Source organism: Pseudomonas sp. R1-15 (genome assembly GCF_051132085.1).
In the GTDB taxonomy this organism is placed as follows: Bacteria; Pseudomonadota; Gammaproteobacteria; order Pseudomonadales; family Pseudomonadaceae; genus Aquipseudomonas.
The window spans coordinates 3053982-3066475 of record NZ_CP071660.1 but is presented as its reverse complement, the minus strand read 5'-3'; the positions used below and the strand labels follow the sequence as shown (position 1 = coordinate 3066475).

Genomic DNA, 12494 nt, shown 5'->3' with positions numbered 1-12494 from the left:
TGGAAATCAAGCGGTATTTCACTATCGAGTGAAACCCGAGGTGTCTGGTACGGGCCTGAGACGCAATGTCTCAACGAATTCGCCAGGCTGATGACGCCATTTTTCCGGCATGTACGCGGTTTTTTCCCCAAAGGGGGCAGGGCAGTGGTCGCTCTGAATCCGTTGCATTTTGATGAAAACCGTCACCTTGCTGTCGTCCGATCCTGCCAAAAATAGGCGGCGATTACATGCCATATTTAAAACTTTAAATGCAAAGGACGGGTACGGATGGTAAGGTGCAAACAGCTGATTCACTGAACTGTTTCATCTAGTTACAAACAAACATATTGGGCCAAAGGAGCCGAGGGCGTGATTAAAAAAAGATTAGGTCGCGAGGAAAGCCAACAAATAACACGAGACAAGTTATTTGATACCGCCACTGACCTCATGATCAAAAAAGGCTTTCACGCCGCCAGTGTCAATATTATCTCTGAAGAGGCAGGTTATTCGAAAGGTGCGTTCTTTTCCAACTTCTCAAGCAAGTCGGAACTGCTCCTGCAACTGACCCAGCGTTTCAAACGGGTTGAAATAGACCGCTTGGGCGAGACGTTGGCCGCGGGTTATACCGCAGAGCAACTCGCGCACGGATTGAACGCCTACATCGATACACTTAAAAACAATACGAACTGCGCCATCCTCGACGCCGAAATGCAACTGATCGCGTTACGCGATGAAGAGTTCGCAAAGCATTACTACGATCTGCATGAAGAAAACAGCGAGGCGCTGGGCAAGCTGATCACTATCATTTTCAACCATGCCGGCAAGAAACCTCCGTTGGCGTACGCAGCACTAGCGAAGACTTTCACGGCGCTGTCGGAGGGTTTGATATTGCAAGGACATAAAGATCCGGCGGCGGAAATCAAGCTGGTGCTCAATTCGCTCATCGAAACGGCGGAGCCATTGTAGGAATGCAAGCTGGTCAGGCAGTCGGCGATCAGCGTGAAGCTACTGCACGAAGAGTTGGCAGGCCGTCTTTTGCGGAGCGTCTTGAGCCAGATGGTCCGGGTTCAGGTTGCGGGAAAAGCCAGAGCTGCCGTGGGTACTGAAAAGGAGCCCGGCATGGCCGCCATGGCGAAACATGTTGTTACGCATAATGTATATTATGTTAAATCATGTGTCATGGAGGTGGGTGCCCGATGAAGCTGATTCAGTGCCGTTTCCTGCGACTGCGGAAATTTGAGTTTTTTTCTGCGAAACTCACGCTAATCACTGCCAGACGTGCGCAAATTTAGAACAATGTCGCCCCAAAATGCTCAATTTCGAAATTTCCTCGCCTGGCAGCCCTATATTTCGAACGGCCCTTAGCCAGAGCTTGAGAAACCTCTTCGGAAATGTGCCAGTTTTTCCCCCATTCAACACCTATATAGGCGTCTCTGCATGGAAGTATGCGCGGGCTACACTCGGTAGGAATACTGTGAGCGAACTAAAGCTACGGAAATTGCATGTCGAGTGAAGTGTGAAAGCGTAACCGGAATGTGCCAAGAGAATGCAATGACGCGCTCAGAAGTAAGCGTTGTCGATATAATCCTAAGAAAAATCCGCCAATGCCTTCCGCAGCCACTTGTGCATCTTGCAGTCCATCAGTTTGCTAAGTTCCTCAGCGCTAAGCGAACTGAGGATCTTGCCGACGATTTGCTGAGTCACCCCCTTTTGTCCAAGATACAGCAGCGCACTCAACGCTAATCCTGCTTGACTACCAGCTTGCTGGAGACGTTGCCAAGACGAATGACGCAACCGCACCGTCGCGTTTCCTATCTTAATTTCGCGTGTCGTCCCGCTGGTGTAATAAGTCGGTAGAACCTGCATCTGAGTGCTAATTCCTAGCCTGCGAGCAGCTTCTGCACCATGGACTTGGATAGTCTCGCCCCTACTCCTTGCGACTGCTCTCATGACTGTTATTGGGTCAGCTCGAACCTTCTTACCTGTGTACTCACTCAGTTTAGGGCGCATATAGATGCCGCGAGCAACGCGTTCTAGGACGCCGCTCTGCACCATCCGAGACAGTGCTTTATCAACCGAGGTGCGAGATCCCATCTCTGCGAACGCGGCACTAGTAAAAGGCTTGCCCTTTCGCATGCATTTGATCCGCTTAGAAATACACTCAGGGACAGACATGAATGACTCCTACCCTTTGTTAATTCGGCCCTTACCAATTTTTACACAAAGCAATAGCGTTAAAAACAAACATGTCTTGTCCCATGGTGCCTGGGTCTGGGGTACTGGCGTTATCGGCCACCATCGGAGGCCCAACAAGCGCTGGAGGAGACCTAACAAATCTTACGCTCCCAGGTGATGCGACAGATGCAGGGCCAGGGATAGATTTGTGGGGATTCCTCAGGCTCTGATCCCATTGATCGTCGCCCTCCGCATGCGTCTTGCGATCACGCCATTCACCGTATCCCGCAAGTGGATGATTCAGGACAGACAAACATGCGATTTGTATGAAATCAAGCTAGGCTAGCCTGATTCGTCACCGCCAAAGTGAATCACATGGCCCCACGTATTGCTAATAGAGTTGTCTCAACGGCATTGGATCGTAAACCTACGGAACATCTTACTCACGCCAGAATTGAGGAGCTTAGCGAGCTCCATGTTTTTTTGCTCGTGAGGGAGGGGTTTGCACTGACAGACGTCCAAGCAATGATCGCGCTTTCCGAGCTTTATTTGTCATCGAAACTCATCGATCGTATCACTGGTAAGCCAAGCCGACCTAAGCAAGGCAAAGTCGCCGAATCGACGACCGGTCGACTGAGTCCCATTCAGAGCGCGATAGCCTTTCAATACGCAAAGGTACTGGAACACGCAACTACTGTTTTTGGCACCTTGCGGCTTGCTGAAGAATGGCTAGCTAAACCCTGCCGGCGTTTGGACGACCATAGCCCTCTAGATCTGGCGGGCAATCCAGTCGGGTTTCAAGTTATCGAGAACTACCTAGAACGTATTGAACTGGGGATTTATCAATAAGGCTCCTCCATGAGCTTCGTAAGGTCACTCCCACTCGCGACGGCACCAGGCGTACATGCACTTGAATCAAGGGCTGCGAGTTACAGGAGCCCTCCCTTCCCTCCCCCCGCTTTTCTTGGTCAGATCCAAACTTCGGAAGCTGCTAGCGCTTCCCGTGGCGCTTTGGTTCGACGGAGCCCGGCGTGTGGACCTAGCCATAAGACCCTCGCACCGGAAAGGGTTAAAGGTCCTTCCGTGGCGATGAGTTTCCCCCTTCAAAGTTTCTTATTGAGGACAATTCATCCTTGATGGTCTGAAACAGAGCATCAACGTCCTGATGGCTTTCCTTACCGACGTATGTGGCGACAAGGATGCTGAGCGGGTGCACGTTTAAAGCTCCCGCCAGCTGGTCCACCTTTTCTAGCGTTGGGCTTTTGAGGCCTCGTTCCAGCGTGCTGAGGTAGGTGCGACTACTTACAGTAGCAAAATCTTCTTGGGTAAGATTTTTACTGCTTCGGATCTGTTTCAGCGCTTGGCCGAACGCGATATTGAGTTCCAATTTGCTGATCCCGCAAAAGGAACGATGAAGCGCTATCGAATCTTATAGGACTACAATCTATAGTGTTCATTTTCGAGGTTCGCCATGTTTACCACCTACCCAAGGGCCGAAATCACCTTCGAATCGCCCGATGCCACCAGCTCGCATGAGGGCCAGCGAGTTTGGAGCTTCGTTGAGCAGGAACTGCTGCTGCCTTGGTTTTACCTCCAAGTAGTGCGCAAGGTTGGCCGGGAAAATTACGCGAGCATGCTTATGATGTATCACGTTCATGAGCTCAAACAATTTATCGATGCGCAGTCAAATCGGGTGTGGGTCGAGCAGGTTCAGCTGGTTACACCTCCCCATATGAATGGCCAATCTATCTGGCTCATGGAGCCTCTGACGATGGCTGGAATCGTTATGGATCCCCGGGACGAATCGCAATTTTTCGTTTATCAGGTCGCAGGCGGGGCGACCTACTCATTACGAGACGATGCTGATGCGAATTTGAAGCCGTTCAGAGTCCTATTTTCAGGTGAGCGTGATCTTCGTAGCTCAACGCCTGGCCACGACTAATGTCTTTGAAAGCGGGCATGACTTGGGTACATCCCAAATTCGTTCGAGAGCCAACGATAGCGGCGCCTAGGAGCAATCTTGACGTCCGAAGAACAGGCACCACGTTGCGCAGATCTAAGGACTGCTTCATCAGATTTGATTCCGGGCGAGGCCTCTTCCTTTCTGCTTGGCGGTGTCTGCCGCCATGTGCTGGAATGCCTCCCGACGAACGTTGCCTCACCAGTTGACGGAGAAATTGCATGTGGCTGTGTACAGAATGGAAAATCGACTGGGACGCTGTAGCGGCTGTGGCGACGGCTGCTGCTGCAATCATTGCACTTATTATCTGGAGCTTTGATAAAGCTCAAAGAAAACGTGAGCGGTTCGCAAGCGCAAAGCTTCTAGCTCAGATGATGACTTCACCCCTCGGAGATACCCAGATAGAGATCGCGAAATTCAGATGCTATGTAGTACCTTCTGATGGCGATCAAACCTATTTGGTGGATTTGCTAAATGATGAAAACGCACGGAAAGATCTGGCTGCTCAAGCCACGAAGATCACGATCGAACTTCCATCTCAATTCTTAGATAAAGCTGACATTTTCAGTGAGACTGTCAACAACAGGCTTGCCAATGCTTTCTTACAAGTGAACCGCCTAAAAAAGATGTCAAGCCTCCTAGCTGATCTACCAAGTTCGGCAATGGAAGATGAAATCTCTCAGCACCTTATGGCTATTCTCAACCAAATCAAAGAATCAGAACAAGCCACAATGGAAGCTTTCCAAGCCCTTTTACAGGCCGGGAAGTGATCTTGAATTAGATTCACGTCCCTTCTCGTTAATTACGATGTGGATATAAATATAATAAACATTCATTAGTTCAGTTAGATTTAAAAGCAGGTTATTCCTGCCCTTCCTCCTCAGGAAACGTTTGGATAGGGCCAATGCGGTCGGTACTGCATTTAGATCTACAAAATCCCCTCTCGTGTTGCTAAAAAATCGATAACGAAAGGGCCGTACGGGCCCTTTTGTTTTCAACAATAAATCACTTGGTCAGCCAAGACTCAACGGTCGCAGAGCCGTGCTCTGCTTTCCACTCCTTCAGCGTTTTGTGATTACCGCCCTGGTTTCTACGAATTCTTCAGTGTGCGGATTTTTATATACCTTCAACTGGCGAGGCTTGCGACTACCGGTTTTAGATTCAGCCGCTGCTGCACGACGACCGGCTTGCGGATCAAGCAGGTCGACTACGTCCTTCAAGCTATAACCGTATTAGCGAGCAAATCGCGCAGCTTGGTTTCGAACTCAATTTCTTTCTTGAGAGCGTGACCCATTCAGGCACATCCACAAGTGGCATACGCGAGCCATAAGCGCGGTTCCCTGCACTATGTATTCAACCACCCACTGCCGACGCTCAATCCGTTCGCGATCATGAATCGTTCTCGGTAAGCCTAGCCTAATGCATTTTATTTATCCGGCTCTTCCAGGCCATGTGGCGATTTCCTGATCGTGCACAAGAACGTCGCAGACTCATACGCACTTGTTTTGGAATTTGTTGATTGGTACGTGTCAGGCAGCACCGTCGTTGGCTGATCGACATCGTCGATCTGTTTTCCCTGTGTTTGATGCCAGCCATAAACCGAATACAGCGACGCCGGAATCCAGACACAAAACAGCAAAATTAACACATCTTTTTTCATACTTAACTACGCCTCCCAGGCGAACGCATTAAAAAGATAGCCTCTGCCCCAGATCGTCTTGATGAGCTCTGGATTTCGAGGGTTGTCATTGAGCTTTCCGCGCAATTTACTGATGTGAACATCGACGCTGCGGTTGATCCCGTCGAAAGGAATGCCGCGGATACGGTTGAGGATTTCGTCGCGAGAAAAAAGTGTGCCCGCCGCGCTGGCCAGCAAGGACAGTAGTTCGAACTCCATGGTTGTCAGATCGATTCTTTGATCGGCCAGGCTCACTACCCGGGCACTGCGATCGATCGACAGCCGACCGAATTCAAGGATGTCGAGCGCTGTCGGTTGCTTCGCGGGGATATGGCGTCGCAGCAAAGCGCGCAACCGAGCCAGGAATACCGATGGCTTGACAGGCTTGACTACATAGTCGTCGGCACCGGATTCCAAGCCGAGAACCTGATCCCTGTCATCTCCCTTCGCAGTCAAGATGATGATGGGGACATCAGAAGCATCACGAATCCGACGGCACAGGTGCAGTCCGTTCTGATCCGGCAGCAGAAGCTCAAGTACGACGATTTGTGGCTTGAGCTCAACGACGGCCGCCAATGCCTGGTCGTCCCGGCGGACGACTTGCACCGCAAAACCATGCCGGGCCAGGAATTTATTGATGAGTTTCGCCAGCCTCTGATCGTCCTCTACTAGCAGTGTTTTAACGAGACCTAGGTTTTCCATAAAAGCTCAGTATAAGGACCTTGATTAAATGTGTGCAGCCTCAGACCCGCGTCGCGGTTGAGCGATCGATCATCAGCGAGTGATCACCGGGGCCCCGCCGCAGAGCGTCTGCATAGGCCTCCATTAATAATAACATTATTAAAATAACGACCGTTGTGTTTAATCGGGTCGCCTGCTAGCATCGGAATCGCCAAGTGGCATTTTTTCGAGGAGAAAGCTCTCATGCAACTCTCTGTGCGAAAGGCGTTCCTGGAAGACGGGGCCGTCCTGATCAAAGGTTTTCTGAACAAGGACCAATTGGCCGAGTGTCGGGCGGCCTATGAATGGGCTGTCGAGAATCACGGCCCTCATGCGACTCGCATGTTCGACGGAACGGAGCAACAGTCGCACGTCGACAATGCCAATCCCGTCGCCAAGGCCCGTCTCGAAGAACTGGTGGCCTCCCTGCCCTTTGGCCAGTTGTTTGCGCAGCTCTGGGGCTCGGAGAACGTGTGGTACTTCGCCGAAGAGGTGTTTCTCAAAGCTGGTGGGCGCGGATCTCGCACGCTTTGGCATCAGGACACGTCTTATCTGCCGTGGGCTGGAAACCACTGGGCCAATGCTTGGATCAGTTTTGAATCAGTGCCGAAGAAAAACGCTTTGGAAATCGTTCGAGGTTCACACAAAGGACCACGCTACGACGGCACCACGTTTCGCGATCCGAATGATCCGACTCAACCGCTGCATGGCGGCGATGCATTGCCACGCCTGCCGGACATCGAGGCTTTGCGGCAAAACGATCCCGAGGCATTCGAGATCATTTCGTGGGCCACCGAGCCTGGCGATATCCTCCTGCTGCATCCGGGTTCGCTGCATGGCGGCGCTCCGGTGGATGAGGCCTTCCCGGACCGTCACACCTTCGTTTTCCGTTTCTTTGGCGACGACGCCACCTTTCATCCCTTGCCAGAACACAGCGCCGGCGGTTATCCGCAGCAAGGCGTGCTGTTCACTGAAGAGCTGTCGACGCTGAAAGCGGGAGACGTCTTCCGCCACCCAACGTTCCGCCAATTAATATGAGAGGAGCACCGCGATGAGCACTCAAGAACTGCAGCGTCAGTCCTTCAACCCTGGTCACACCCAGGCGATCTACGACAACTTCCACTTTTCCCAGGCCACACGCGTCGGCAACATGATCTGGGTGTCCGGCCAGGTCGGTATCGACGAAGCCATGGTTCCAGCCGATGGCATTCAGGCGCAATCCCATCTGGCGTTTCAGTACTTGCGGACCATCCTCGAAGCTGCGGGCGCAAGCCTGGCCGACGTGGTCGAGCTGATGACGTTTCATACCGATCTGCAGGCCGAGGTGCACGCCTTTGGACAGGTAAAGGACGAATATTTCCCTGAGCGTTATCCAGCTTGGACCGCTGTCGGCATTTCCCAACTGGCAATGCCGGGCTTGCGCGTGGAAGTCCGTGCCGTCGCGGTGATTGGCAGCGGTCGACTCTGAACGATTGCATGATCGCGACGTGCCAAGCCAAAATGGCGTTCGCAGCCACTGTCGGCTCAACGCCTTCACCCAACGGAATCACCTCTCTTATGCATGATGCTCAAGCGCCTTCCACGGATAGTCAGCACTCCATTGACAGTGATTCCGCGCCCGCTCCACGTCGCGGTCGTCCGGTAGGTAATCGACTGGAAAAACGCGGTGAACTGTTGACCGCAGCCATCGAAGTCATTGCCCTGGAAGGTTATGCCGGGACGTCTCTGCGCAAGGTTGCCAGTCATGCCGGCTGCACCACGGGCGCCGTGACCTATTACTTTGCCAATAAAGAAGAAATGATCACGGCGGCGGCGCAGAGTCTGTTCGACGAGTTCGACCATTTGCTGGATGCCGATCAGGAAAAAGTCGACGTCAGGGCAATGATCGGGCAATGGTTGAACCTGACTCAAGCGAACGACTCGGCGCGTTGGCTGGCCCTGTTTCAGATGCTTGCCCACGCCCGGCACGAGCCGGTTTTTGCCGACGTGATCCAGAAACGTTATTCGCGCTTCCGCGAGGATCTTGCAAGCATTCTGCGTAAGGGACAAACCCAAGGCATCATTCGCAAGGACATTGCTGCCGATCTGCTTGCCGATCAGCTCAGTGCGCTGAGTGACGGCTGGATGATGTTGTTGCCAATCGAGCCTGAGCGATTTGAAGCCAAACGCAGCAAGGCCTTGATGGATGCGGTCATCACGCTGATCAGCCCCGCTCGCTAAACCCTGCCCTGCCCTCCGGCATCAACAAGTTTCGCTTCATTTGCGCAGCGAACCCTGCTTTTTCGCGCCCGCCTTTCATTCAAACCCACGGTTAATCGACATCTCGCCGATTTCACCTTGCTGAATTCCTGTTCTGTCATATACACACATAACATCTGTGATTTTAATAAAAGACGGAGGTAAAGATGGGTGCGGATCTCGATGAACTGTCGACGCAATCACGACAGCAACGATTGTTATTGCAAGCGATCGGAGGCGCAGCCCTCGCCGGAGGACTCGGTGTCACCGGTCGTGCGATGGCGCAAACCGAAGCTGTAGATACCTCAATACTGGATGTGGTGATCATTGGCGCCGGGCTTTCCGGGCTCACCTCCGCCAGAGACCTCCAGGCCGCTGGCTGCGAGTCGTTTGCCGTGCTTGAAGCCCGCGACCGCGTCGGTGGTCGCACGCTTAACCATGATCTGGGCAATGGCGTGATTTCCGAGGCCGGTGGCCAATGGATCGGCCCGGGGCAAACGTCGATCGCCGACATGGCCAGACAGCTCGATGTTGCCACCTTCCCCACCTACTACAAGGGCAAGGCGGTGTATCTGATCGACGAGGTCAACATCCAGGAAGATCTCAGCGACGGGCCGAATTCCAATACAAAAGTCGTCGCAAAACTGAACAAGCTCGCCGAAGGCGTCCCCAGCAAAGCGCCGTGGAAAGCCAAGGACGCGGCTGAGCTGGACAAACTGTCGATTGGCCAGTGGCTGGCCGGACAAGGCATCAGCAACGCCGACAAGATCGGCTTCAAATGTCCGTGAGCCTCACCTTCGGTACCACGCCGGCCGGCATGGGACTCCTGCATTACCTGGCGATGATCAACTCGTCGGACTGCCGCCTTGAAAAGCTCGAAGGGGTCCAGGGCGGTGCGCAGGAATCTCGGTTGGCTGGCGGCTCGCAAATTCTCAGTTTGAAGATGGCGCATGCTCTCGGAGATAAAGTCCGGTTGGCGTGCCCAGTGCGCAAGATTGTCGGTTGGGATCGTGATGTCGTCGAGTTGCACACCGATCAGGGCATCATCCGCACGCGGCAGGTAATTGCTGCGCTGAGCCCGGCGTTGTGCAATCAGATCGTCTTTGATCCGCCCCTGCCGTCCGGGCGTGCCGAGCTGCAGCGGCATTGGCCGGCCCATGCACCGACGCGCAAGACCGTGCACGTCTATGAGCGCCCGTTCTGGCGCGACCAAGGCCTCAACGGGCAGATTGTGCCAGTGGACGGTCCGCTGATCTAGGCCTTTGACAACTCCCCGGCGGACGGCAGCCTTGGTGTGCTGAGCGGCTTCGTCAGGACCGGACAATTACCCCATGACCCGAAAACGGCGCAGGGCACCCTGTCGGCGATTTACGCCAGCGCCATGGGCGAACAGGCCCTACACCCGATTCAGTTTCATGATCTGGACCAGGGCAAGATCGATTCGTGGAGTTTGAGTTGTATATCCCCCATGCCTCCCGGTTTCTGGACGCAATGGGGCGAGTATCTGACGCCGGCGGTCGGTCGCCTGATCTGGTCGGGTACCGAGACTGCGGAAATCTGGGCCGGGGCAATGGACGGTGCGGTCCGCGCCGGACATCGCGCGGCAATGGAAGCGTTGCAGGTGCTTCAACCACGGAGGAACGCCTGATGAAGCGGACTATGGTGTTTGGAGTCATCACCGTGAGCGCGGCGTTGGCCGGATCAATAGCGACTTACGGTACTGTGGGGGGCTATCGTTTCATGCAGGCCGTGGATCAGCGCGACGCTGCATACCAGGCCAACGGTGGTGCGTGGCCACAGTTGCAGGACACCTGCGCGCTTTGCCATGGCGCCAGCGGTCAACCCCGCGACGCTCAATACGCAGCGCTTGCAGGGCAGCCTACTGCATACATCGAAAACCAGTTGCGCGCGTTTGCCGAAGGGCGTCGCCACAGTGCCCAGATGCAGCCGCTGGCGGCCAATCTGACCGACGAGCAGATCAAGCGCCTGGCCAGTTATTCTGCCGAACAGCAACCCGGCGTGACTGAAGCCCCGCCAAGGATGATGCGCTGGACCAGCGCGGCCAGCGCGTGGTCGCCGCCAATGGTTGTGCAGCCTGCCACGGCGAAAAACTCTCTGGCGGCTCCCTGGCTCCGCGTATCGCCGGACAAGGGCAGCTTTATCTGAGCGATCAACTGAGCGCTTTCAAACGTGGCCAACGCACCGATCCGACGCAGGCCATGAATGCCATGGCGGGCACCCTGTCCGATGAGGACATCAAGGCCGTGGCGCATTATCTGGCCAAGCTGTACCCTTGATCCTGCCCGGGCAAGGATGCCCACCGCCCTACTCCGCATCACGCAAAAAAGCCGCCAGAACGGCGGCTTCGAGCACTTCAACTCTCCCTCAGCGCGTTTGCAGAACTGCCATGGCGCCCTTCGCGCGCTCCAGCGCGCAATACGCGTAATACAGGTGCACCAGCAGATAAGCCCAGGTCGTCAGTGCAAGCACGTAGAAGTTGAGCAGCACATTGCTGTCGTCGCCGGGGATCTTGTAGAAGTCGTAGATGCAGGCAATGGTCAGTGAGGCGAGCATGCCAAACATCACACCGATCGCATGCAATGACTCTCCGGCATTTGCCAGGCGTACCGCGAAATACACCAGGTAGACCGAAAACATCACCCACATCAGCACGTAGAAATACGGCAGGAGCGTGACCAGGACCTTGGTAGAGATCAACGCGAGCGTGCCCAACAGAGCGCCGGCAAACATCATGAGCTCCTTGCTCACGGAGGGCTTGTACGCATGCGTTACCGCCATCAGCCCGAGCACGGTAATCAGTGGAATCCCGAAGGCTCTGGAGAACGCGTCGCAGAAGTATGAAATCAGGTACGCATGCTCCGATCCTGTCAGGAAGAAGATCAAGAAGTTTGTCGCGGAAAACGCAACCACAAACCACTCCAGAGCCAGTAGCAGGTTTCTCTTCTTCAGAAACCTGATGCCAAAGGTCAGACCATTGGCAAGCAGCAAGAAACAGGCAAGGCACAGCACAATATTTCTCGGTTCCATAACGATAGCCTCGGTACAGCTGACAGAAAATTTGATGGGTTAGCGGGATTGAGGAACCAGTGCGGCCAGGTAAGCCGCAATCGCCTGGCGCTCCTGCGCTGACAGCGCCGCTGCCATGGCTTGCATCGCGCCACTGGGCTCAATGCGCTCGCCGCTGGCAAAAGCGTTGAGCTGGGCCAAAAGGTAGTCCTGACCTTGTGCAGCCAGGCGCGGGAAGGCGTCGTGGCCCATCAGCTCGGCACCATGACAGGCGGTGCAACCGCGGATTTGCACCAGTTGTTTGCCCTGATCCTTCAGCCCCTCGTCAGGGCTGACAGCCGCATGAGCAACGACCGATTGCCGGGCGTAGAACTTCGCCAGCAGATCAATTTCATCCGGGCTGAGGGTCATCGCCAGCGGCCCCATGTTGGGCGCAAGCCGTTGCCCGCTCGCGAAGTTGCGCAACTGGGCAGACAGATACGCGGCGGGTTGCCCGGCCAGGCTCGGATACGTCGGGTTCAGCGAGTTACCGTGGCTGCCATGGCAACCGGTGCAGGCATCGGTCAGGTGTGGCCAGTTTCCGCGTTCGGCCTGATAGGCCTCCGTGGAGGTCGTGATGTAAGTCTGCAGCCGATACAGGTCGAGCAGATCACGGCCGAAAACCGCCACCAGCACCACAATGACCGTGATGACGCCAAGCGCTATGATTTTTTTCAT

Annotated in this window: 15 protein-coding genes and 2 pseudogenes; 10 read left to right on the top strand and 7 right to left on the bottom strand. The window is 54.5% G+C overall.

Annotation, left to right across the window (positions count from 1 at the left end):
• The first annotated feature begins 348 nt into the window (after positions 1-348).
• A complete protein-coding gene (locus J3P97_RS13815; protein WP_434671946.1) occupies positions 349-945 on the top strand; it encodes a TetR/AcrR family transcriptional regulator in 597 nt (198 codons plus the stop codon).
• Between the two features lie 621 nt (positions 946-1566).
• Here the strand turns inward: J3P97_RS13815 and J3P97_RS13810 are convergent.
• Positions 1567-2154: a DUF6088 family protein gene (locus J3P97_RS13810; RefSeq protein WP_434671945.1), complete on the bottom strand. Its 588-nt coding sequence runs from the start codon at positions 2152-2154 to the stop codon at positions 1567-1569.
• Between the two features lie 375 nt (positions 2155-2529).
• Here J3P97_RS13810 and J3P97_RS13805 point away from each other — a divergent pair, with 375 nt between their 5' ends.
• On the top strand, positions 2530-3003 hold the full coding sequence (locus tag J3P97_RS13805; protein WP_434671944.1) for an antitoxin Xre/MbcA/ParS toxin-binding domain-containing protein: 474 nt from the start codon (positions 2530-2532) through the stop codon (positions 3001-3003).
• A gap of 220 nt (positions 3004-3223) precedes the next feature.
• On the opposite strand, the gene J3P97_RS13800 is transcribed toward J3P97_RS13805, so the two are convergent.
• Positions 3224-3541 carry a helix-turn-helix domain-containing protein gene (locus J3P97_RS13800; protein ID WP_434671943.1) on the bottom strand — a complete coding sequence of 106 codons (318 nt, stop codon included), beginning with the start codon at positions 3539-3541 and terminating at the stop codon, positions 3224-3226.
• 84 nt (positions 3542-3625) lie between these two features.
• Here J3P97_RS13800 and J3P97_RS13795 point away from each other — a divergent pair, with 84 nt between their 5' ends.
• Both J3P97_RS13795 and J3P97_RS13790 read left to right on the top strand, forming a co-directional pair.
• Positions 3626-4096 (top strand): hypothetical protein, encoded by a 471-nt coding sequence (locus J3P97_RS13795; protein ID WP_434671942.1) that lies wholly within the window; start codon positions 3626-3628, stop codon positions 4094-4096.
• Between the two features lie 239 nt (positions 4097-4335).
• Positions 4336-4884 (top strand): hypothetical protein, encoded by a 549-nt coding sequence (locus J3P97_RS13790; protein ID WP_434671941.1) that lies wholly within the window; start codon positions 4336-4338, stop codon positions 4882-4884.
• A 235-nt stretch (positions 4885-5119) separates the two neighbouring features.
• On the opposite strand, the pseudogene J3P97_RS13785 reads toward J3P97_RS13790, so the two are convergent.
• From J3P97_RS13785 to J3P97_RS13775, 3 genes and pseudogenes are all read right to left on the bottom strand, one after another.
• Positions 5120-5396: pseudogene (locus J3P97_RS13785) on the bottom strand (histone-like nucleoid-structuring protein, MvaT/MvaU family); the annotation flags it as partial.
• Between the two features lie 144 nt (positions 5397-5540).
• Complete coding sequence (locus tag J3P97_RS13780) at positions 5541-5774, bottom strand: hypothetical protein (protein ID WP_434671940.1); 234 nt, start codon at positions 5772-5774, stop codon at positions 5541-5543.
• Between the two features lie 6 nt (positions 5775-5780).
• Positions 5781-6494 (bottom strand): winged helix-turn-helix domain-containing protein, encoded by a 714-nt coding sequence (locus J3P97_RS13775; RefSeq protein WP_434671939.1) that lies wholly within the window; start codon positions 6492-6494, stop codon positions 5781-5783.
• Between the two features lie 222 nt (positions 6495-6716).
• On the opposite strand from J3P97_RS13775, the gene J3P97_RS13770 reads away from it, so the two are divergent.
• The 6 genes and pseudogenes from J3P97_RS13770 to J3P97_RS13745 all read left to right on the top strand — a co-directional run bounded on the left by J3P97_RS13770 (position 6717) and on the right by J3P97_RS13745 (position 11047).
• Complete coding sequence (locus tag J3P97_RS13770) at positions 6717-7550, top strand: phytanoyl-CoA dioxygenase family protein (RefSeq protein ID WP_434671938.1); 834 nt, start codon at positions 6717-6719, stop codon at positions 7548-7550.
• Between the two features lie 13 nt (positions 7551-7563).
• Entirely contained in the window at positions 7564-7980 is a 417-nt protein-coding gene (locus tag J3P97_RS13765) for a RidA family protein (RefSeq protein ID WP_434671937.1), read from the top strand.
• An 89-nt stretch (positions 7981-8069) separates the two neighbouring features.
• Positions 8070-8732, top strand: a complete 663-nt coding sequence (locus J3P97_RS13760) for a TetR/AcrR family transcriptional regulator (protein WP_434671936.1) — start codon at positions 8070-8072, stop codon at positions 8730-8732.
• A gap of 185 nt (positions 8733-8917) precedes the next feature.
• Positions 8918-10398, top strand: a pseudogene (locus J3P97_RS13755) (flavin monoamine oxidase family protein).
• The gene (locus J3P97_RS13750; RefSeq protein WP_434671935.1) at positions 10398-10916 is read left to right on the top strand and encodes a c-type cytochrome; all 519 of its coding nucleotides are present in this window, start codon (positions 10398-10400) and stop codon (positions 10914-10916) included. Before J3P97_RS13755 ends, J3P97_RS13750 begins: the two are co-directional and overlap by 1 nt.
• On the top strand, positions 10820-11047 hold the full coding sequence (locus J3P97_RS13745) for a c-type cytochrome (protein ID WP_434671934.1): 228 nt from the start codon (positions 10820-10822) through the stop codon (positions 11045-11047). Before J3P97_RS13750 ends, J3P97_RS13745 begins: the two co-directional genes overlap by 97 nt.
• Before the next feature lie 88 nt (positions 11048-11135).
• Here the strand turns inward: J3P97_RS13745 and J3P97_RS13740 are convergent, their stop codons facing one another.
• Together J3P97_RS13740 and J3P97_RS13735 are read right to left on the bottom strand one after the other, a co-directional pair.
• Positions 11136-11798 (bottom strand): hypothetical protein, encoded by a 663-nt coding sequence (locus tag J3P97_RS13740; protein ID WP_150370564.1) that lies wholly within the window; start codon positions 11796-11798, stop codon positions 11136-11138.
• Positions 11799-11837: 39 nt separating this feature from the next.
• A complete protein-coding gene (locus J3P97_RS13735) occupies positions 11838-12494 on the bottom strand; it encodes a c-type cytochrome (RefSeq protein ID WP_434671933.1) in 657 nt (218 codons plus the stop codon).

Bases quoted from the DNA above. Each gene is read 5' to 3' on its own strand.
- J3P97_RS13810 (WP_434671945.1), bottom strand. From the start codon at position 2,154: ATGTCTGTCCCTGAGTGTATTTCTAAGCGGATCAAATGCATGCGAAAG.
- J3P97_RS13805 (WP_434671944.1), top strand. From the start codon at position 2,530: ATGGCCCCACGTATTGCTAATAGAGTTGTCTCAACGGCATTGGATCGT.
- J3P97_RS13795 (WP_434671942.1), top strand. From the start codon at position 3,626: ATGTTTACCACCTACCCAAGGGCCGAAATCACCTTCGAATCGCCCGAT.
- J3P97_RS13790 (WP_434671941.1), top strand. From the start codon at position 4,336: ATGTGGCTGTGTACAGAATGGAAAATCGACTGGGACGCTGTAGCGGCT.
- J3P97_RS13780 (WP_434671940.1), bottom strand. From the start codon at position 5,774: ATGAAAAAAGATGTGTTAATTTTGCTGTTTTGTGTCTGGATTCCGGCG.
- J3P97_RS13775 (WP_434671939.1), bottom strand. From the start codon at position 6,494: ATGGAAAACCTAGGTCTCGTTAAAACACTGCTAGTAGAGGACGATCAG.
- J3P97_RS13770 (WP_434671938.1), top strand. From the start codon at position 6,717: ATGCAACTCTCTGTGCGAAAGGCGTTCCTGGAAGACGGGGCCGTCCTG.
- J3P97_RS13765 (WP_434671937.1), top strand. From the start codon at position 7,564: ATGAGCACTCAAGAACTGCAGCGTCAGTCCTTCAACCCTGGTCACACC.
- J3P97_RS13760 (WP_434671936.1), top strand. From the start codon at position 8,070: ATGCATGATGCTCAAGCGCCTTCCACGGATAGTCAGCACTCCATTGAC.
- J3P97_RS13750 (WP_434671935.1), top strand. From the start codon at position 10,398: ATGAAGCGGACTATGGTGTTTGGAGTCATCACCGTGAGCGCGGCGTTG.
- J3P97_RS13740 (WP_150370564.1), bottom strand. From the start codon at position 11,798: ATGGAACCGAGAAATATTGTGCTGTGCCTTGCCTGTTTCTTGCTGCTT.
- J3P97_RS13735 (WP_434671933.1), bottom strand. From the start codon at position 12,494: ATGAAAAAAATCATAGCGCTTGGCGTCATCACGGTCATTGTGGTGCTG.